The sequence below is a fragment of the Trinickia dinghuensis genome, assembly GCF_003367175.1.
Taxonomy (GTDB): domain Bacteria; phylum Pseudomonadota; class Gammaproteobacteria; order Burkholderiales; family Burkholderiaceae; genus Trinickia; species Trinickia dinghuensis.
This window is the reverse complement of record NZ_QRGA01000026.1, coordinates 1-18,234: the sequence shown is the minus strand read 5'-3', so window position 1 is coordinate 18,234 and position 18,234 is coordinate 1. Positions and strand designations below refer to the sequence as shown.

The following is an 18,234-nucleotide window of genomic DNA, read 5'->3' as shown; positions in this document are numbered from 1 at the left end:
TGACGGCGCACGGCACACGGCGGACTCAACGATCATTCATGGAGACTGTCGCACGATGCGTTCTGTCATCGCGGATTCGAAGCGCTTGGTTGTGAAGGTGGGATCCAGCCTCGTCACGAACGAGGGGCGTGGGCTCGATCAAGCGGCGATCGGCCTCTGGGCGGCGCAGATCGCCCAATTGCGAGAGCGCGGCAAGGAGGTCGTGCTCGTGAGTTCGGGTGCGATCGCCGAGGGCATGCAGCGCCTGGGCTGGACCAAGCGTCCACGCGAAATCGACGAACTGCAGGCGGCCGCGGCCGTGGGGCAAATGGGCCTCGCGCAGGTCTATGAAAGCCGGTTCGCCGAGTATGGAATCCGCACGGCCCAAATTCTTCTGACGCATGCCGACTTGGCCGACCGCGAGCGCTACCTGAACGCGCGCTCGACGCTGCTGACCTTGCTGCGCCTGGGTGTCGTGCCGATCATCAACGAGAACGACACAGTCGTGACCGACGAAATCAAGTTCGGCGACAACGACACGCTGGGCGCGCTCGTCGCGAACCTCATCGAGGGCGATGCGCTCATCATCCTCACCGATCAACTGGGCTTGTTCACGGCCGATCCGCGCAAGGATCCGTCGGCCGAACTCGTGCGCGAGGCCGATGCTGGCGCACCCGAACTCGAGGCGATGGCGGGCGGCGCGGGTTCGGCGATCGGGCGCGGCGGCATGCTGACGAAGATTCTTGCCGCGAAGCGGGCCGCGGGCAGCGGGGCGAACACGGTGGTCGCGAGCGGCCGCGAGCCGGACGTGCTGACGCGGCTGGCCGCGGGCGAGGCGATCGGCACGCAGCTCATCGCGCGTACGGCGCGCCTAGCCGCACGCAAGCAGTGGATGGCCGATCATCTGCAGGTGCGCGGCCATGTCGTGATCGACGACGGCGCGGTGGAGAAGCTGACGGTGGGCGGCAAGAGCTTGCTGCCGATCGGTGTCGTCGACGTGCAAGGCGCATTCGCGCGTGGTGAGGTGATCGCCTGCGTGAATATGGCCGGGCGCGAGGTGGCGCGCGGGCTCACGAATTACAGCAGCGCCGAGACTAAGCTGATTCACCGCCATGCGAGCACCGACATCGAATCGATCCTCGGCTACATGCTCGAACCGGAACTGATTCACCGCGACAATCTGGTCGTCGTCTGAGAGGGAGGCTCACGCCGCTCGGCGGCAGCGCGTCCATCACTTCCAGATGAACAAGGCCCGCGCCGTTGGACGCGGGCCTTTGTTTCGAGCGAGTCCAACCGTTTGCCGGCGGGAACTACCGCTCGTGCTACTGCATCTGCGACGTGGCCGTCCGATGCATCCGCATGTTGTCCACGATCGCCTTCGCCTTCCCCGTCGGGGTCTTGCTCGAGCAGAAGTAGTCCTGATAGAGCGCCGCCTGGTAGGCATTGAGGTTGCCGTTTTCGATGCGCGTCCAGTCGTTGGCCACCGTGCGGTCCCAGCCGTCGTGGTCGGCATTCAGGCCTGCATAGAGCTTCCACTCGTAGTTGTCGCAGCGGATGCCTTCGTAATTGACGTTGCGCGCGCCGCTCGGGGTCGTGACGACGATCGTGTAGCGCACGACGCCGTCAGAGCCGACGCTCAGCGACTTGCCGTCGACCGCGAAGTGCAACGGCGTGTTGTTCGACACGTCGAACGGGATCAAGTCTTGCTCGTTCGGCAGCGGCGGCAGCGTATCGACCTTGTTTTCGGTCCATGCGGCATGGCGATCGAGCAGGTATTGGAACTTGGTGTTGTCCGCGGGTTTGGTCGGCGTGTGCGAGCAACCGGCCAGCATGACGCCGCTGGCCACGCAGGCCAGCGTCAAAACGATCGCTTTCAATATGGGTACCTCGATGAGCGGGCGCGAAGATTCGAAAGACCGAATGATAGCGCCCTCGGATACGATCGAGCGAGCGGCGTGCGGACGCGGCGGTTTCCCGCCGGCGCCCTCGCACGTCAAGCACGCGCGCCCCGAGGGGCGCCGCGGCCGATCAACCCGGCAGGATCAGGCTGGGCGTGGGGAAGGGCGACGATTCCTCGCAATCGCCGGGCCCATGCAGCGGCCCGCCGTCCGATCCCGGCATCTGCGCCGAGGGCGACACGCGCGGGTACCGTTGGCCTTGATGGGGGCCGCGCGCCTTCTCCATGCGCGGCGCCACGCGGCGCAGGAAGCGCGACAGCTCGGTCAACGCCAACTGATAGACATCCCGCTTGAACTCGATCACTGCGTCGAGCGGCACCCAATACTCGTTCCAGCGCCACGCGTCGAATTCCGGGTGATCGGTGGCGCGCAAGCAGATATCGCAGTCGCGGCCGACCATCCGAAGCAAGAACCAGATCTGTTTCTGGCCGCGGTAATGGCCGCGTACTTCGCGCTTGATGAACTTGTCGGGCACCTCGTAACGCAGCCAGTCGCGCGTGCGACCGATGATCTTGACGTGCTCCGGGTGCAAGCCGGTTTCTTCGTGTAACTCCCGATACATCGCTTGCAAAGGGGTCTCACCATACTTGATGCCCCCTTGCGGAAACTGCCAGGAATGTTCACGCAGCCGCTTGCCCCAAAACACCTCGTTGTGCGCGTTCAAGAGGATGATGCCGACGTTCGGGCGAAAGCCTTCGCGATCAAGCATACAACCACCTTCGAATCCTTTAAAATTGCTTTGATTATAAACAGATAACGAGCCTTTGGCATCGGCATGCACCATAAGGGTTCCTGGCGCTGCAACAATCGCGCCCCGGTGCGTCCGGTGACTTGTCTGACGAATCCCGCCGCTTCGCGTAGGCTATCGCCGTGCGCGCAGCGGTTCTCGCTGATGTCCCAAAATCACTCGTTCCTTTCTTTGGCGGCTCGCTGCGGGCTGCCGCTTTTGGAAAAATCGTTGAATGAAAGCCTCCCGTTTCTTTATCGGCACCCTGAAGGAAGCTCCGGCGGACGCAGAAGTCGTCAGCCATAAGTTGATGTTGCGCGCGGGCATGATTCGCCGCGTTGCAGGTGGCATCTACAGCTACTTGCCCGTCGGGCTGCGTTCGATTCGCAAGGTCGAGGCGATCGTGCGCGAGGAAATGAATCGCGCGGGCGCGCTCGAGTTGCTGATGCCGGCCGTGCAGCCGGCCGAGCTCTGGCAGGAGTCGGGGCGCTGGGAGCAATACGGGCCGGAACTGCTGCGCTTCAAGGATCGCAAGCAGACCGATTTCGTGATCGGGCCGACGCACGAGGAAGTCGTGACCGACATCGCGCGCAACCAGATCAAGAGCTATCGGCAAATGCCGGTGAACTTCTATCAGATCCAGACGAAGTTCCGCGACGAAATCCGTCCGCGTTTCGGCGTGATGCGCGGCCGCGAGTTCACGATGAAGGACGCCTACTCGTTCGATAAGGACCAGGCCGGGCTGAACGAGTCGTATCGCAAGATGTTCGACGCCTACGTGCGCGTCTTCACGCGCATCGGTCTCGAATTCCGCGCCGTCAACGCCGACAGCGGTTCGATCGGCGGCAATCGTTCGCAGGAATTTCACGTGATCGCGGCCACGGGCGAGGACGACATCGCCTACTGCCCGAACTCCGATTTCGCGGCCAACGTCGAGGCCGCCGAAGCGCTGCCGCTCTATGCCGAACGCGCCGCGCCGGCCGAGACGATGCAAAAGACGGCAACGCCGGGCAAGGCCAAGTGCGAGTCCGTCGCCGAGTTCCTGAACATCCCGCTCGAGCGTACGATCAAGTCGATCATTCTCGCGACCGAGAACGAAGGCGCCGAGCCGACGATCTGGCTGTTGATGCTGCGCGGCGATCACGGGTTGAACGAAGTGAAGGTCGGCAAGCTGCCCGGCCTTGCCGGCTTCCGCTTCGCCACCGAAGCCGAGATCGTCGAATGGTTCGGCACGCCGCCGGGCTACCTGGGCCCGATCGGCACGAAGAAGCCGATCAAGGTCGTCGCCGATCGCACGGTCGCGAACATGAGCGATTTCGTCGTCGGTTCGAACGAGGTCGACTACCACACGACGGGCGTGAACTGGGGCCGCGATCTGCCCGAGCCGGTCGTGGCCGACATCCGCAACGTGCGTCCGGGCGATCCTTCGCCCGACGGGAAGGGATCGATCGAGATCTGCCGCGGCATCGAAGTCGGCCACGTGTTCCAGCTCGGCACGAAGTACTCCGAGGCGATGGGCGCGACCTTCCTCGATGAAACCGGCAAGCCGCAGCCGATGGTCATGGGCTGCTACGGCATCGGCATCACGCGGATTCTCGGCGCGGCCATCGAGCAGAACTTCGACGAGCGCGGCATCATTTGGCCGGAGGCGATCGCGCCGTTCGAGGTCGTCCTGTGCCCGATGGGCTATGACCGAAGCGAAAGCGTCCGCGCCGAAACGGACAAGCTCTATGCGCAGCTGTCGGAGGCCGGTATCGACGTGGTCCTCGACGATCGCGGCGAGCGTCCGGGGGTGATGTTCGCCGATTGGGAACTGATCGGCGTGCCGCATCGCCTCGTGATCGGCGAGCGTGGGCTCAAGGAAGGGAAGCTCGAGTATCAGGGCCGCCGCGACGCGGAGCCGACTCTGGTGCCGGTGGAGGAAGCCGCGGGCTTCGCGGCGGACAAGATCCGCGCGGCGCTCGCCGTCTAACCGGCCAAGTGCCGGATCTCGACGTCGAGATCCGGCACCGTGAAGGGGGTAATCGGGTTCAGGCGCCTTCGGTCAGCGCGCGGATCGTCGGCAGATTGCGCCAGTAGCCCTTCGCGTCCATGCCGCAGCCGAACACGTAGCGGTCCGGTACTTCGAACCCGCAGAAATCGGGACGCAGCGGCTTGGCTTTCGTGAGCTGCTTTTCGCAGAGCACGGCGCTCAGAAACCGCTTCGCGCCCATCGCGAGAATGCGGTCGCGGATCGCGGCCATCGTCTCGCCCTCATCGAGGATATCGTCGAGCACCAGGACGACGCGGTCCTTGACCGACTCGGCCGGCGCCACGCGCCATTGCATATCGGTGCTGCCGTGCGTCGTATTGCGGTAGCGCGTCAGGTGGATGTAGTCGAACTCGAGCGGAAAGTCGAGATGCGGCAGCAGCATGCCGGTGAACACGGCGGCCCCGCCCATGACGGACAGCAGCAGCGGGAAATCTTCGCCGATCTGCGCGCGGATGGCCTTGGCCATCTTCTCGATCGAGGCATTGACTTCGGAGGCCGAGACGATTTCCTCGGAGTGGCGAAAGATGTGGAGAGCTTCTTCGCGATTCATGGCGTCTCAGCGGGCGGTGACTGTATATATAGTGTGAAGCGGCGCGCCGATGCGCGCCACGGCATAAACCCCTGCGCTTGCCGAGCTTATCTCATGCCCGGCAGCATACCCTTCATGCCGCGCATCATCTTCTGCAGGTTGCCGCCCTTGAGCTTCTTCATCATCGTGCGCATCTGCTCGTACTGATTGAGCATCCGGTTCACTTCCTGAACTTGCACGCCCGCGCCGGCGGCGATGCGGCGCTTGCGCGTCGCCTTGATGAGTTCGGGTTTCGCGCGTTCCGCCGGCGTCATCGAGTTGATGATGCCCTCCATCCGGCGCATCTGCTTTTCGGCTTGCCCCATGTCGGCGCCGGACGCGGCTTGCTGGAACTGAGCCGGTAATTTGTCCATCAGCGTGGACAAGCCGCCCATGTTCTTCATCTGCGAAAGCTGCGCGCGGAAGTCGTTCAGGTCGAAGTCGCCGCCCTTCTTGACCTTATCGGCGAGCTTTTGTGCGGCTTTGACGTCGACGTTGCGCTGCGCTTCCTCGACCAGGGCGAGGATGTCGCCCATGCCGAGGATACGGTTCGCCATCCGCTCGGGGTAGAACACCTCGAGCCCATCGAGCTTCTCGGCCACGCCGACGAACTTGATGGGCTTGCCCGTCACGTGACGCACCGAAAGCGCCGCGCCGCCGCGCGAGTCGCCGTCCAGCTTGGTGAGGACGACGCCCGTGAGCGGCAGCGCGTCGTTGAACGCCTTGGCCGTGTTCACCGCGTCCTGGCCGAGCATCGCATCGACGACGAACAGCGTTTCGACCGGTTTGACGGCGGCGTGCAGCGCGGCGATCTCCTGCATCATCGCTTCGTCGATGCCGAGGCGGCCGGCCGTATCGACGATGAGCACGTCGTGATAGTGACGCTTGGCCCAGTCGAGCGCGGCGTGCGCGATCTCGACCGGTTTCTGATTCGGCTCGGACGGGAAGAAATCGGCGCCGACTTGTTCCGTCACCGTCTTCAGCTGCGCGATGGCGGCCGGGCGGTAGACGTCGCACGAGACGGTCAGCACCTTCTTTTTGTACTTCTCGCGCAACAGCTTCGCGAGCTTGCCCGAGGTGGTCGTCTTGCCGGCGCCCTGCAAACCGGCCATGAGGATCACGGCGGGCGGCGTGACGGCGAGATTGAGTTCGGCCGCCTTGCCTTCGTAGTCGCCGCCGATGACGGCCGTGAGCTCGCGCTGCACGACCGAGACGAGCGCTTGGCCCGGCGACAAGCTCGACAGCACTTCCTCGCCGAGGGCCTTTTCCTTGACCTTGGCGATGAAATCGCGCACGACGGGCAGCGCCACGTCGGCCTCGAGCAGCGCGAGCCGCACTTCGCGCAGCATTTCCTGCGTATTCGATTCGGTGAGGCGGGCTTCGCCGCGCAGCGTCTTGACGACGTGCGCCATCCGTTGGGTGAGTGTGTCGAGCATGGGGGAGCCGTAGGAAGCACAGCGGCGGCTGCGCGCCGTCGCTCGAGGGCGGGGCGGGTGCGGCGGCCTAGTGTAAACTTGGAACATGGATATTGTACTGTATGCCCTCACCGCGCTCCTTTACGGCGGCCTTGCCGTCGCCGGCTGGCGCGCGCATCGCACCGAGGGGGCGCCGTCGATGCTGTCGAGCGTGCCGCCCGTGCCCGCCGCGCCGCGCGCGCAACCGGCCGGCGCGCCGCGCACCGCGCGGGCGCTGCTGCTCGTCGCCCTCATCGTGCACGGGGTGCTGCTGCATATCACGATCTTCCCGCACGATGCGATGGTGTTCGGGTTCGCGTTCGCGCTGTCGGCCATGTTTTGGCTCGGGGCCTGCATCTACTGGATCGAAAGTTTTTTCTTCCCGCTCGAAGGGCTCGGCCTGCTCGTGCTGCCGCTCGCCGGCATCGCCGCGCTGATGCCGCTCGCGTTCGGCGGCGTGCATGTCCTCTCGTACGCAGCCGCGCCGCTGTTCAAGATGCATTTCATCATCGCGAACGTGGCCTATGGGCTGTTTGCGATCGCGGCGCTGCATGCGGTGCTGATGCTGTTCGCCGAGCGCCGTCTGCACACGCCGCGCAGCGTGCTCGAGGGCCGCGGCGGTGGGTGGCTGGCGAGTTGGCTCGACACGCTGCCGCCGCTCTTGACGCTCGAGAAGCTCCTGTTCCGTTTGATCGGCGCGGGCTTCGTCTTGCTGACGCTCACGCTCGTCTCGGGCGCGCTGTTCAGCGAGCAGTTGCTCGGCCGGCCTTTGATGTTCGATCACAAGACCGTGTTCGCGATCCTGTCCTGGCTGATGTTCGGGGGGCTGCTCACGGCGCGCCGGGTGTCGGGCTGGCGCGGGCGCGCCGCGCTGCGCTGGGTGCTCGCATCGTTCTTGGCCCTGCTGCTCGCCTACGTGGGCAGCCGCTTCGTTTTCGAGGTGCTGCTGCACCGTCCCGTCGTTTGATCGCTTCGCTATGCGCCAGATTTTTCTTCTCGTCGTGTTCGTGCTCGCCGCCCGCTGGCTGGTGAAGACGATGCGTGCCGGTCAACCTCAAGCCCCCGCCGCCGGCCGCCGCGGGGCACGTTCCGGTCCGGCGCACGGCACGGCCGGCAGCGCGCAGCGCGAGCCGCCGCGGCTCGCCGAGCCGATGGTGCGCTGCGCCGTGTGCGGGGTGCACGCGCCCCAGAGCGATTCGGTTCGTTCCGGAGCGCAGTACTTCTGCAGCGCCGAGCACGCTCAGCGCTATGCGGCACGCGCGGGCGGCCGCGAGGGACGATGAGCACGATGCCGCCGTTCGCCGTCGCCGTCGATGGCGACGGCTGGGCACGCGGCGCGCGCGTGCTGCCTTCGCCGAACTTCGAGGCGCGCCCCGCCGGCGCCGTGCCCACGCTCATCGTCGTCCACAACATCAGCCTGCCGCCCGGCGAGTTCGGCGGCAATGCGATCGCGGATCTCTTCCTGAATCGCCTCGATTGCGACGCGCATCCTTATTACGACGCCCATCTGCGCGGCCTGCGCGTCTCGTCGCATTTCGTGATTCGGCGCGACGGCGCGCTCGAGCAGTTCGTCTCGTGCGACGAGCGCGCGTGGCACGCGGGGGTCTCCAGCTTTTTCGGGCGCGAACGTTGCAACGATTTCTCCATCGGCATCGAGCTCGAGGGGGATGACGCGAGCGCGTTCGAAGCGGCCCAATACGGGGCGCTCGCGGCGCTCGTTGCGGCGCTCCTCGAGCGCTATCCGATCGAGGCGCTGGCCGGCCATTCCGACATCGCGCCGGGACGCAAGACCGACCCCGGTCCTCACTTCGACTGGGCGCGCCTGCGGCGCGATACCGCGCTCGCGGATCGGTATTTCCCCTATCTGCGAGCGTAGCCGCGGCCTCCCGCAGTCGCTCTTTCGCGCTCGCGCGATCGGCGCAAACGCGCATGCGGCTTGCGTTTGCGGTAAGTCCTTGTCCCGGCTCGGTTAATCAAAAGTCAAGCGCTCGGCCCCAAATAAACCTTTTTGAATTGGCCGATGCGTCCACTATACTTGGTAGCAAGAAGACGCAATTGCACTAGATATTGTGTCGACACGCCGGGGCGCCCGAGTGCAGAAAGAGGGCGCCGGGACCGCAGAAAACGGCGTGCGAATCATGCGGGTAGAACGCCGGGCGATGCTCGGCGTTCTACCTTCGGGGGTTTTCTCTCTCCCGCCCCTCATCGTTCGCGCTCGGGGTGGCGCGGCGGTTGTTCCAATCCGCGGTTTGACCGCACATCCAAGATCAGGAGCTTTGCACATGCAAACGACCGACAACATGACGAGCCAGCACGAAGGCGCGCAGGCCGGGCGCGCCGTGGGCGGCCAGGCCGCCTACGCGCAGCCGCTCGCGCCGCAGGCGACCTTCGCGGACTACAAAGTGATCCGCCGCAATGGCAGCGTCGTGTCGTTCGAGCCGTCCAAAATCGCGATTGCCGTGACGAAGGCGTTCCTGGCCGTCAACGGCGGGCAAGGCGCGGCGTCCGCGCGTGTGCGCGAGCTCGTCGAGCAGCTGACGCAAAGCGTCGTGCGCGCGCTCGTGCGCAGCCGCCCCAACGGCGGCACGTTCCACATCGAAGACATCCAAGACCAGGTCGAACTCGCGCTGATGCGCGGCGGCGAGCACAACGTCGCGCGTGCCTACGTTCTGTATCGCGAGAAGCGCAATCAAGAGCGCGGCCAAGAGCAGGAAGCCGCCGGGGCGCCGTCCTCGGGCTTGAACGTCGTCGATAACGGCGTCACGCGCCCGCTCGATATGCAGGCGCTGCGCGCGCTGATCGAATCGGCCTGCGATCAGCTCGGCGATGCCGTGAACGCCGAGCCGATCGTCACCGAGACGGTCAAGAATCTGTACGACGGCGTGCCGATGAGCCAGGTCTACGACTCGGCGATCCTCGCGGCGCGCACGATGATCGAAAAGGACCCGGCCTATAGCCAAGTGACGTCCCGCCTCCTGCTGCACACGATCCGCCGCGAGATCCTCGGCGAGGAAGTGACGCAAAGCGAAATGGGCGAGCGCTATGTCGAGTACTTCCCGCAGTTCATCAAGCGCGGCATCGAAGCGGAACTGCTCGACGAGAAGCTGCTTCAGTTCGATCTGAAGCGTCTCGGCGCGGCGCTCGAATCGAATCGCGACCTGCAGTTCGGCTACCTCGGCCTGCAAACGCTGTACGACCGCTACTTCCTGCACGTCGAAGGCACGCGCATCGAAATGCCCCAGGCATTCTTTATGCGTGTCGCCATGGGGCTATCCTTGAACGAGATCGACCGCGAGGCGCGGGCGATCGAGTTCTACAACGTGCTTTCGACGTTCGACTTCATGAGCTCCACCCCGACGCTGTTCAATTCGGGTACGCGCCGCTCGCAGCTGTCCTCGTGCTACCTCACGACGGTCGCTGACGATCTGGACGGCATCTACGAAGCGCTGAAGGAAAACGCGCTGCTGTCGAAGTTCGCCGGCGGTCTCGGCAACGACTGGACGCGCGTGCGTGCCCTCGGTTCGCACATCAAGGGTACGAACGGCAAGTCGCAAGGCGTCGTGCCGTTCCTGAAGGTCGTCAACGACACTGCCGTGGCCGTGAACCAAGGCGGCAAGCGCAAGGGGGCAGTCTGCGCGTACCTGGAATCGTGGCACCTCGACATCGAGGAGTTCCTCGAGCTGCGCAAGAACACGGGTGACGACCGCCGCCGTACGCACGACATGAACACGGCGAACTGGATCCCCGACCTGTTCATGAAGCGCGTGATGGAGGGCGGCGATTGGACGCTGTTCTCGCCGTCGACCTGCCCGGATCTGCACGACAAGTTCGGCGCGGACTTCGAAAAAGCTTACACGGCGTATGAAGAGAAGGTGGCGCGCGGCGAGCTCAAGCTGTTCAAGAAGATCCCGGCCGCTCAGCTCTGGCGCAAGATGCTCGGCATGCTGTTCGAGACGGGCCACCCCTGGATCACGTTCAAGGATCCGTGCAACATTCGCTCGCCGCAGCAGCATGTGGGCGTCGTCCACTCGTCGAACCTGTGCACCGAGATCACGCTGAACACGAGCGACAGCGAAATCGCCGTCTGCAACCTGGGCTCCGTGAACCTCGTCGCGCACCTCGTGAAGCAGGCCGACGGCCGCTACGCGCTCGACCAGGACAAGCTCAAGCGCACGATCAGCGTGGCGATGCGCATGCTCGACAACGTCATCGACATCAACTACTACGCGGTGTCGAAGGCGCGTAACTCGAATCTGAAGCACCGTCCGGTGGGCATGGGCATCATGGGCTTCCAGGACTGCCTGCACATGCTGCGGGTGCCGTATGCGTCCGACGAAGCGGTCGAGTTCGCCGACCGTTCGATGGAAGCGGTCTGCTACTACGCCTACTACGCGTCGACGGAGCTGGCCGAGGAACGCGGCCGGTACTCGAGCTATCGCGGCTCGCTGTGGGATCGCGGGATCCTGCCGCAAGACACGCTGAAGCTCTTGGCCGACGCCCGGGGCGGCTACGTCGAGGTCGACTCGTCCGAGACGATGGACTGGCCGGCGCTGCGCTCGCGCATCGGTACCTACGGCATGCGCAACTCCAACTGCGTCGCGATCGCGCCGACGGCGACGATCTCGAACATCATCGGCGTCTCGGCCTGTATCGAGCCGACGTTCCAGAACCTGTACGTGAAGTCGAACCTGTCGGGCGAGTTCACGGTGGTGAACGACTATCTGGTGCGCGACTTGAAGGCCCGCGGCCTCTGGGATGAAGTGATGGTTGCCGACCTGAAGTACTTCGACGGCACGCTCTCGCGCATCGACCGCGTTCCGGCGGATCTGCGGGCGATCTACGCCACCGCGTTCGAAGTCGATCCGAAGTGGCTCGTCGAGGCGGCGTCGCGTCGTCAGAAGTGGATCGACCAAGCGCAGTCGCTGAATATCTACATGGGCGGCGCATCGGGCAAGAAGCTCGACGAGGTCTACAAGCTCGCCTGGGTGCGCGGTCTGAAGACGACGTACTACCTGCGCACGATGGCGGCCACGCACGTCGAGAAATCGACGGTCGCGCACGGCGCGCTCAACGCGGTGCCTTCGGCTGACGGCGGCGCGAGCGGCGGCGCGGCAGGCGGCTTCGGCGCGACGGGCGGCGCGGGTTCGTCGATGGGCGGCGTGGGCGGCATGAGCGCGGCACCGGTTGCCGCGGCCGAAGCGCAGCAGCCGGACGGCCCCGTTTGCATGATGCGTCCCGGCGATCCGGGCTTCGACGAATGCGAGGCTTGCCAGTAACGGCTTCGCTCGAAGGCGCGGCGCGCGAGCGTCGCGCCGGTACCGGTAGTCGGCAGGGCAAGGGCGCGCGAACGAGAACAAGAAACAAGAGAACGACGAACGCGCGCCCGCGATCGATCCGCGATGCGCTTCGTCAAGCATTGGAGGCATCCGGGAAGAGACGGATGCGGGGCATCGAGGACACACGAAAAGGACGCGAAGCGTCGACGATCGATGCCTCGACGAGGTCCTCTTCGACGTGAGGACAAACGCATCGAGACGACGCTTCATGAGTCATCGACGATCTCGCGTTTGCGACGTAACGAACAAAGTGTTGTATCGAGGTCGCAGCGTGAATCGAAAAACAAGGATTTTCACGAGCGAACCCTTTTATCGCTCGTGAAAAGATGGTACAAACCGATCTAAATTGATGGTGAGAATTTATGCTCAACTGGGATGACGAGACGACTGCGGTAACGCCCTCGAGCGGTTCGCAACAGAACGCGTTGCGCAACCCCGCGGGCCACGCTGTCGAAACGCAAGCAGCGTCGCGCGCAGCGACGCATGCTCCGTTGGCGCAGAACATCTTCGAGAACGACGTCGCCGTCGCTCCGTACGCGGCCGCTGCCGCAACCGCACAACCCGCCGCCGCATCCGAAGCGCGCGTGAACGTGGCCGACAAGCGGATCATCAACGGCAGCACCGACGTCAACCAACTGGTGCCGTTCAAGTACAAGTGGGCGTGGGAGAAGTACCTCGCCGGCTGCGCGAACCATTGGATGCCGCAGGAAATCAACATGTCGCGCGACATCGCGCTTTGGAAGGACCCGAACGGTCTGACCGAAGACGAGCGCCGCATCGTCAAACGCAATCTCGGCTTCTTCGTGACGGCCGACTCGCTCGCCGCGAACAACATCGTGCTCGGCACCTACCGGCACATCACGGCGCCCGAGTGCCGCCAGTTCCTGCTGCGTCAGGCGTTCGAAGAGGCGATCCACACGCACGCCTATCAGTACATCGTCGAATCGCTGGGTCTGGACGAAGGCGAGATCTTCAATGCCTACCACGAGGTCACCTCGATCCGCGACAAGGACGAGTTCCTGATCCCGTTCATCCATACGCTGACCGATCCGGCCTTCAAGACGGGCACGCTCGAGGCCGATCAGAAGCTGCTCAAGTCGCTGATCGTGTTCGCCTGCGTTATGGAAGGCCTGTTCTTCTATGTCGGGTTTACGCAAATTCTCGCGCTCGGCCGGCAGAACAAGATGACGGGCGCGGCGGAGCAGTACCAATACATCCTGCGCGACGAGTCGATGCACTGCAATTTCGGCATCGACCTCATCAACCAGATCAAGCTCGAGAACCCGCACCTGTGGACGCGCGAATTCCGCGAAGAGATCCGCGAGCTGTTCAAGCATGCGGTCGAGCTCGAATACCGCTACGCCGAGGACACGATGCCGCGCGGCGTGCTGGGACTCAACGCGTCGATGTTCAAGAGCTATCTGCGCTTCATCTGCAACCGCCGTTGCCAGCAGATCGGCCTCGATCCGCTGTTCCCGAACGAGGAGAACCCGTTCCCGTGGATGAGCGAGATGATCGACCTGAAGAAGGAACGAAACTTCTTCGAGACGCGAGTCATTGAATATCAAACGGGTGGCGCGCTGTCCTGGGAATGACGCGTGCTGGCCTTGTGTAACGAATGATGATGGGGCGCCGCCGCGACAAACGCCGCGGCGGACAAGGTAAGGAGCAAGAACGCCTAATGCAAAGCGTGCCCGGCGGTGCGACCGCCCACAAACATGACAGGCACTTTGCGAACCCTTCGGTGGGATGGGCGAACTACCCCCTAAAAAAGCCGGCGGCCTGGCCGCCGGCTTGTCACGAGCGAATATCGGGCTGCGCGAGCGCATGGCGCTCGGCTGCCGACTCGATCCGGCGTGCTGTGCCTTTGGGTACGGCACGCCTTACCGCATTCATTAGCGTAAGCGCTAGGTTTTTGCGTACGCCGATGAATAGCCCGCTTCGCAGCGCGCGCCGTTGCCTGTATCCCCGGCGCGCAGCGGGAAGCGGGTTTGAAGAAGGGTGTAGTTCGAACTTTACTCATTCTCAAACCTGAAGGAGAACACAATGGCAACAGCAGCTAAGAAGAAACCCGCCGCTAAGAAAGCAGCTCCGGCCAAGAAGGCAGCCCCGGCGAAGAAGGCCGCGGTGAAGAAGGTCGCAGCGAAGAAGGCAGCGCCGGCTAAGAAGGTTGCAGCCAAGAAAGTCGCCGTGAAGAAGGTTGCGGCGAAGAAGGCAGCACCGGCCAAGAAGGCAGCGGTGAAGAAGGTTGCGGCGAAGAAGGCGGCACCGGCCAAGAAGGCTGCCGTGAAGAAGGTCGCGGCGAAGAAGGCAGCACCGGCCAAGAAGGCAGCGGTGAAGAAGGTTGCGGCGAAGAAGGCGGCACCGGCGAAGAAGGCCGCGCCTGCTAAGAAGGCTGCCGCCAAGAAGGCTGCGCCTGCGAAGAAGGCTGCCGCTAAAAAGGCCGCGCCTGCGAAGAAGGCTGCCGCGAAAAAGGCTGCCCCTGCGAAGAAGGCTGCCCCTGCAAAGAAGGCTTCGGCGAAAAAGGCTCCCGCCGCCCCCGCTGCGCCTGCTGCGCCTGCTGCCGCTGCATCGACGGCGCCTGCTTCGACGGTGAAGACCGCGTTGAACCCGGCTGCTGCTTGGCCGTTCCCGACGGGCAGCCGTCCGTAATAGGAGAGCGCGACGAGCGCGGCGCATCGCGGCCGCACTCGTTCAGCGCCGGCGCCTATGAAAAAACCCCGTCACCGGTTCGCCGGCGGCGGGGTTTTTTATGCGCGCATCAAACTCGCGCTACTCGCACCGCGCATCGGCCGATCGAAGGAAAGGCGAACGCGCGCGGGTACGGCCAAGACTCAATGCGTGACGCGTGTGACGCCGGCGCTAGAGAGAAGACGCACGCGGTCTCCCGCTTGGAACAGCTCTCCGCTCGCCGATTGCGTGATGGCGCGCAGGTCGCCGTTGTCGAGGCGAACCGTGATTTCGACGCCGGCACGCTTGGCCACGCCGTTCTCGACCGCGTTACCGGCGACGGCGCCGGCGATGCCGCCGATGATGGCCGTTGCGATCGAGCCTTTGCCGCCCCCGATCGCGCTGCCCGCGACGGCGCCCAGGGCGCCGCCGCCGAGTGCGCCGAGCCCGCTCGGCTGCCCGTCGTTCGACGAGATCGTCACCGCGCGGACGCTTTCGACGGTGCCGAAGCGCACCGATTCCTCGCGCTGCGCTTGGCCCGCCGTGTAGACGTCGGGCGAGCTGCTGTTATACGCGCACCCCGTCATCGTCACGGTACCGACCAGCACCGTGACGAGCATGGCTCGTGCTGATATTTTCATTGTCAGTTACTCCACAAGGTATTACCGCAAGCTATAGCCGAAGGCTTGCTTGAACTGTTGGTCGATCTCCTGGGCGGTGGGCGCGTAGTTTTGCGGGCCGGCCTGCTCGATCTTGAGTGAGCCCATCAGGCTCGCCAAACGGCCCGTCGTGGCCCAGTCGAGGCCGCGTTCGATGCCGTAGAGCAATCCGCCGCGAAACGCGTCGCCGCAACCGGTGGGATCGACGACCTTCGAGGCCGGCACGGCGGGAATGTCCTCGCACTTCCCGTCGTAATGGATCCGCGCGCCGTGCTCGCCGCGCGTCACGACCAGAGCCTGGACGCGCCTTGCGATCTCGTCGAGCGACCAGCCTGTCTTGTTGCTGACGAGATTTGCCTCGTAGTCGTTGACTGCCACATAGGTTGCGAGTTCAATCGCGCGCTTGAGCGCGTCGCCCGAGAACAGCGGCAGGCCTTGGCCCGGATCGAAGACGAACGGCACGCCCGCGGCGGCGAGCTTTTCCGTGTGCTGCACCATGCCTTCGTAGCCGTCCGGCGCGACGATCGCGAGCGTGATGTCCTCGGCTTGATCGGCATGGTTCAGATGCGACTGCATCATTGCGCCTGGATGGAACGCGGCGATCTGATTGTTATCGAGATCGGTCGTGATCATCGCTTGCGCGGTATAGGTGTCGGGTACGACGCGCACGTGATCGGTGCGTAGCCCGAGGTTCTTGAAGCGATCCAGATAAAGCTGCCCGTCGATTGCGCCGATCGTGCCCATGATGCGTGCGTCGCCGCCGAGCAGATTCAGCGAGTAGGCGATGTTGCCGGCGCAGCCGCCGAATTCGCGGCGCATCGTCGGGACGAGGAAGCTCACGTTCAGGATGTGGACCTGCTCGGGCAGGATATGCTCGCGAAAGCGCCCCTGGAAGGTCATGATGTTGTCGTAGGCGAGCGAGCCGCAGATCAGCGTAGCCAAGGCAAGAATTCCTGTGCGTTATGTAATGGGAGCGCCATACGAAAACGCCGCGCTTGGGTATTCCAAGCGCGGCGTGCTTCGTCGGGCGGGCCGGGCGCTTACTTCAGCGCGCTCAGCGCGGCTTCGTAGTTCGGTTCGTTCTTGATTTCACCGACGAGCTCGGCGTGCACGACCTTGTCGTTCTCGTCGACGACGACCACGGCACGCGCCGTCAAGCCCGTGAGCGGGCCCGACGTGACGTCGACACCGTACGCCTGCGCGAACTCGTGGCCGCGGAACGTCGAGGCCGTCACGACGTTTTCGATGCCTTCGGTCGTGCAAAAGCGCGACGCGGCGAACGGCAGATCGCCCGAGACGACGATCACGGCCGTGTTCTGCAGCTTGGCCGCGGCTTCGTTGAACTTGCGCGTCGACGTGGCGCAGGTGGGCGTGTCCAGACTCGGGACGATGTTCAGCACTTTGCGCTTGCCGGCGAAATCGGCGAGCGTCACCGGCTTCAGATCCTTGCCGACGAGCGAGAACTCGGGTGCCTTTTGGCCGACGGACGGAAACGCGCCGCCGACTTCGATCGGGTTGCCGCCCAGCGTGACTTGACTCATGTTAGCTCCGGATGTTCGTTTCAGGTTGTCGCAAGTGCGAAATAGTGGGCGCGCGCGTCCTGCGCGCCGCGCCCGGATGGCGCTACGGATAAAAGATCTGGACGCGGAAGTTCGTCGCGATCGCGTTGCCGCTGTCCAGGCGCACGATCATCGTCTGCGTCGCATGCGCGGGTAGGCCGGCCGCGATCGCCGTGCCGGGAGGCACATAATCTTGCGGCCATAGTATGCGCCGGATCGCGACGTTGTTCTTATCGTCGAACAGCGTCAGCTCGATGGCCGGATAGGCCAGCGCGACGCCGTAGCGGTTGCGCAGCGGCACGCGCAGCTCGAGGCGGTGCGGGCCGTCGACCTGGCGCAGATCGGATGCTTCGACCTGCAGCCCGTCGATGTCGCGCGGCGGCGAAAGCTGACAGCCGAGCTTAGCGCACACGCGCGCGAACAGCGGCTGCGAATCGGGCCAGTAGACCATGACCGCTTCCCGGCGCCACCACGCGAGTTGCGCGATCAGCACGACGACGAGGGCGATGGCGACGATGCCGCCGAGGATGTACCCGATCGCGCGGCCCGGTGACTTGGCGCGCGCCTCGCGCGTCACCGCGAAGTGCCGTTCGTGCTCGTCGGACTCGCGCGGCTCGGCGAACAGCGGCGGCACGCTCGCGGCATGCACGTTGGGCTCCGCCGCGCCGAAACTCGGTTCGGCCGAAGCTTCGGCCTGCGCTTGGAGGCTCGCTCGCAGATGCGGTTCGAGGTGCGGCTCGTCTTCGGCTTCCGCGGGCAAGCGGCCGTTGAAGTGCGGTTCGTCGTCGTCCTGCCAAGCCGACTCTTGCGATCGCGCCCACGCCGGTGCGGCGGCCGGCTCGATGAAATCCGATTCGTGCGGTTGTGGGGCCGACTCGTGCTTTGGCTCGGTGCGAGTCTCGACGTTTTCGGCTTCGGCGCGAGCCTGAGCTTCAGCTGCCTCTCGGGCTTCCTGTTCGGCACGAGCCGCGGCTTCGGCACGGGCTTGAGCTTCAGCCACCTCTCGGGCCTCCTGCTCGGCGCGAGCCGCGGCTTCGGCACGGGCTTGAGCTTCAGCCGCCTCTCGGGCTTCTTGCTCGGCACGGGCGTCGACTTCGGCGCGGGCTTGAGCTTCAGCCGCCTCTCGGGCTTCTTGCTCGGCACGAGCGTCGGCTTCGGCACGGGCTTGAGCTTCAGCCGCCTCTCGGGCTTCCTGCTCGGCGCGAGCGTCGGCTTCTGCACGGGCTTGAGCTTCAGCCGCCTCTCGGGCTTCCTGTTCGGCGCGAGCGTCGGCTTCCGCGCGGGCTTGAGCT

Annotated in this window: 17 protein-coding genes and 1 pseudogene; 10 read left to right on the top strand and 8 right to left on the bottom strand. The window is 64.7% G+C overall.

Annotated features, from left to right (window positions below):
* The first annotated feature begins 55 nt into the window (after positions 1-55).
* Positions 56-1,174 carry a glutamate 5-kinase gene (gene proB, locus DWV00_RS31785; protein WP_115537593.1) on the top strand — a complete coding sequence of 373 codons (1,119 nt, stop codon included), beginning with the start codon at positions 56-58 and terminating at the stop codon, positions 1,172-1,174.
* A 127-nt stretch (positions 1,175-1,301) separates the two neighbouring features.
* On the opposite strand, the gene DWV00_RS31780 is transcribed toward proB, so the two are convergent.
* Together DWV00_RS31780 and DWV00_RS31775 are read right to left on the bottom strand one after the other, a co-directional pair.
* On the bottom strand, positions 1,302-1,856 hold the full coding sequence (locus tag DWV00_RS31780) for a CNP1-like family protein (protein ID WP_425452880.1): 555 nt from the start codon (positions 1,854-1,856) through the stop codon (positions 1,302-1,304).
* A 151-nt stretch (positions 1,857-2,007) separates the two neighbouring features.
* Positions 2,008-2,646, bottom strand: a complete 639-nt coding sequence (locus DWV00_RS31775) for an RNA pyrophosphohydrolase (RefSeq protein ID WP_115537592.1) — start codon at positions 2,644-2,646, stop codon at positions 2,008-2,010.
* 253 nt (positions 2,647-2,899) lie between these two features.
* Here DWV00_RS31775 and DWV00_RS31770 point away from each other — a divergent pair, with 253 nt between their 5' ends.
* Complete coding sequence (locus tag DWV00_RS31770; protein ID WP_115537591.1) at positions 2,900-4,636, top strand: proline--tRNA ligase; 1,737 nt, start codon at positions 2,900-2,902, stop codon at positions 4,634-4,636.
* A gap of 58 nt (positions 4,637-4,694) precedes the next feature.
* Here DWV00_RS31770 and DWV00_RS31765 read toward each other — a convergent pair whose 3' ends face one another.
* On the bottom strand, positions 4,695-5,246 hold the full coding sequence (locus tag DWV00_RS31765; protein WP_115537590.1) for a hypoxanthine-guanine phosphoribosyltransferase: 552 nt from the start codon (positions 5,244-5,246) through the stop codon (positions 4,695-4,697).
* An 86-nt stretch (positions 5,247-5,332) separates the two neighbouring features.
* The gene (gene ffh / locus DWV00_RS31760; protein ID WP_115537589.1) at positions 5,333-6,700 is read right to left on the bottom strand and encodes a signal recognition particle protein; all 1,368 of its coding nucleotides are present in this window, start codon (positions 6,698-6,700) and stop codon (positions 5,333-5,335) included.
* 85 nt (positions 6,701-6,785) lie between these two features.
* Here ffh and DWV00_RS31755 point away from each other — a divergent pair, with 85 nt between their 5' ends.
* The 7 genes from DWV00_RS31755 to DWV00_RS31725 all read left to right on the top strand — a co-directional run bounded on the left by DWV00_RS31755 (position 6,786) and on the right by DWV00_RS31725 (position 14,706).
* Positions 6,786-7,685 carry a cytochrome C assembly family protein gene (locus DWV00_RS31755; RefSeq protein WP_115537588.1) on the top strand — a complete coding sequence of 300 codons (900 nt, stop codon included), beginning with the start codon at positions 6,786-6,788 and terminating at the stop codon, positions 7,683-7,685.
* A 10-nt stretch (positions 7,686-7,695) separates the two neighbouring features.
* Positions 7,696-8,001 (top strand): PP0621 family protein, encoded by a 306-nt coding sequence (locus DWV00_RS31750; protein WP_115537587.1) that lies wholly within the window; start codon positions 7,696-7,698, stop codon positions 7,999-8,001.
* Positions 7,998-8,594, top strand: a complete 597-nt coding sequence (ampD, locus tag DWV00_RS31745; RefSeq protein ID WP_115537586.1) for a 1,6-anhydro-N-acetylmuramyl-L-alanine amidase AmpD — start codon at positions 7,998-8,000, stop codon at positions 8,592-8,594. Before DWV00_RS31750 ends, ampD begins: the two co-directional genes overlap by 4 nt.
* A gap of 406 nt (positions 8,595-9,000) precedes the next feature.
* On the top strand, positions 9,001-11,994 hold the full coding sequence (locus tag DWV00_RS31740) for a ribonucleoside-diphosphate reductase subunit alpha (protein WP_115537585.1): 2,994 nt from the start codon (positions 9,001-9,003) through the stop codon (positions 11,992-11,994).
* A 422-nt stretch (positions 11,995-12,416) separates the two neighbouring features.
* The gene (locus tag DWV00_RS31735; RefSeq protein WP_115537584.1) at positions 12,417-13,649 is read left to right on the top strand and encodes a ribonucleotide-diphosphate reductase subunit beta; all 1,233 of its coding nucleotides are present in this window, start codon (positions 12,417-12,419) and stop codon (positions 13,647-13,649) included.
* Positions 13,650-13,735: 86 nt separating this feature from the next.
* Positions 13,736-14,089, top strand: a complete 354-nt coding sequence (locus DWV00_RS34815; protein WP_115537634.1) for a hypothetical protein — start codon at positions 13,736-13,738, stop codon at positions 14,087-14,089.
* A gap of 11 nt (positions 14,090-14,100) precedes the next feature.
* A complete protein-coding gene (locus DWV00_RS31725) occupies positions 14,101-14,706 on the top strand; it encodes a histone H1-like DNA-binding protein (protein WP_115537583.1) in 606 nt (201 codons plus the stop codon).
* 182 nt (positions 14,707-14,888) lie between these two features.
* On the opposite strand, the gene DWV00_RS31720 is transcribed toward DWV00_RS31725, so the two are convergent.
* From DWV00_RS31720 to DWV00_RS35020, 4 genes are all read right to left on the bottom strand, one after another.
* Positions 14,889-15,365 (bottom strand): outer membrane lipoprotein, encoded by a 477-nt coding sequence (locus DWV00_RS31720; protein ID WP_115537582.1) that lies wholly within the window; start codon positions 15,363-15,365, stop codon positions 14,889-14,891.
* Between the two features lie 21 nt (positions 15,366-15,386).
* A complete protein-coding gene (locus DWV00_RS31715; RefSeq protein ID WP_115537581.1) occupies positions 15,387-16,325 on the bottom strand; it encodes a carbohydrate kinase family protein in 939 nt (312 codons plus the stop codon).
* A gap of 98 nt (positions 16,326-16,423) precedes the next feature.
* Positions 16,424-16,924: a thiol peroxidase gene (gene tpx / locus DWV00_RS31710; RefSeq protein WP_115537580.1), complete on the bottom strand. Its 501-nt coding sequence runs from the start codon at positions 16,922-16,924 to the stop codon at positions 16,424-16,426.
* Between the two features lie 82 nt (positions 16,925-17,006).
* The gene (locus tag DWV00_RS35020) at positions 17,007-17,942 is read right to left on the bottom strand and encodes a DUF3426 domain-containing protein (protein WP_342767018.1); all 936 of its coding nucleotides are present in this window, start codon (positions 17,940-17,942) and stop codon (positions 17,007-17,009) included.
* On the opposite strand from DWV00_RS35020, the pseudogene DWV00_RS34805 reads away from it, so the two are divergent.
* A pseudogene (locus DWV00_RS34805) lies at positions 17,928-18,234 on the top strand (hypothetical protein); the annotation flags it as partial. The gene DWV00_RS35020 and the pseudogene DWV00_RS34805 overlap by 15 nt on opposite strands.

Bases quoted from the DNA above. Each gene is read 5' to 3' on its own strand.
- proB (WP_115537593.1), top strand. From the start codon at position 56: ATGCGTTCTGTCATCGCGGATTCGAAGCGCTTGGTTGTGAAGGTGGGA.
- DWV00_RS31775 (WP_115537592.1), bottom strand. From the start codon at position 2,646: ATGCTTGATCGCGAAGGCTTTCGCCCGAACGTCGGCATCATCCTCTTG.
- DWV00_RS31770 (WP_115537591.1), top strand. From the start codon at position 2,900: ATGAAAGCCTCCCGTTTCTTTATCGGCACCCTGAAGGAAGCTCCGGCG.
- DWV00_RS31765 (WP_115537590.1), bottom strand. From the start codon at position 5,246: ATGAATCGCGAAGAAGCTCTCCACATCTTTCGCCACTCCGAGGAAATC.
- ffh (WP_115537589.1), bottom strand. From the start codon at position 6,700: ATGCTCGACACACTCACCCAACGGATGGCGCACGTCGTCAAGACGCTG.
- DWV00_RS31755 (WP_115537588.1), top strand. From the start codon at position 6,786: ATGGATATTGTACTGTATGCCCTCACCGCGCTCCTTTACGGCGGCCTT.
- DWV00_RS31750 (WP_115537587.1), top strand. From the start codon at position 7,696: ATGCGCCAGATTTTTCTTCTCGTCGTGTTCGTGCTCGCCGCCCGCTGG.
- ampD (WP_115537586.1), top strand. From the start codon at position 7,998: ATGAGCACGATGCCGCCGTTCGCCGTCGCCGTCGATGGCGACGGCTGG.
- DWV00_RS31740 (WP_115537585.1), top strand. From the start codon at position 9,001: ATGCAAACGACCGACAACATGACGAGCCAGCACGAAGGCGCGCAGGCC.
- DWV00_RS31735 (WP_115537584.1), top strand. From the start codon at position 12,417: ATGCTCAACTGGGATGACGAGACGACTGCGGTAACGCCCTCGAGCGGT.
- DWV00_RS34815 (WP_115537634.1), top strand. From the start codon at position 13,736: ATGCAAAGCGTGCCCGGCGGTGCGACCGCCCACAAACATGACAGGCAC.
- DWV00_RS31725 (WP_115537583.1), top strand. From the start codon at position 14,101: ATGGCAACAGCAGCTAAGAAGAAACCCGCCGCTAAGAAAGCAGCTCCG.
- DWV00_RS31720 (WP_115537582.1), bottom strand. From the start codon at position 15,365: ATGAAAATATCAGCACGAGCCATGCTCGTCACGGTGCTGGTCGGTACC.
- tpx (WP_115537580.1), bottom strand. From the start codon at position 16,924: ATGAGTCAAGTCACGCTGGGCGGCAACCCGATCGAAGTCGGCGGCGCG.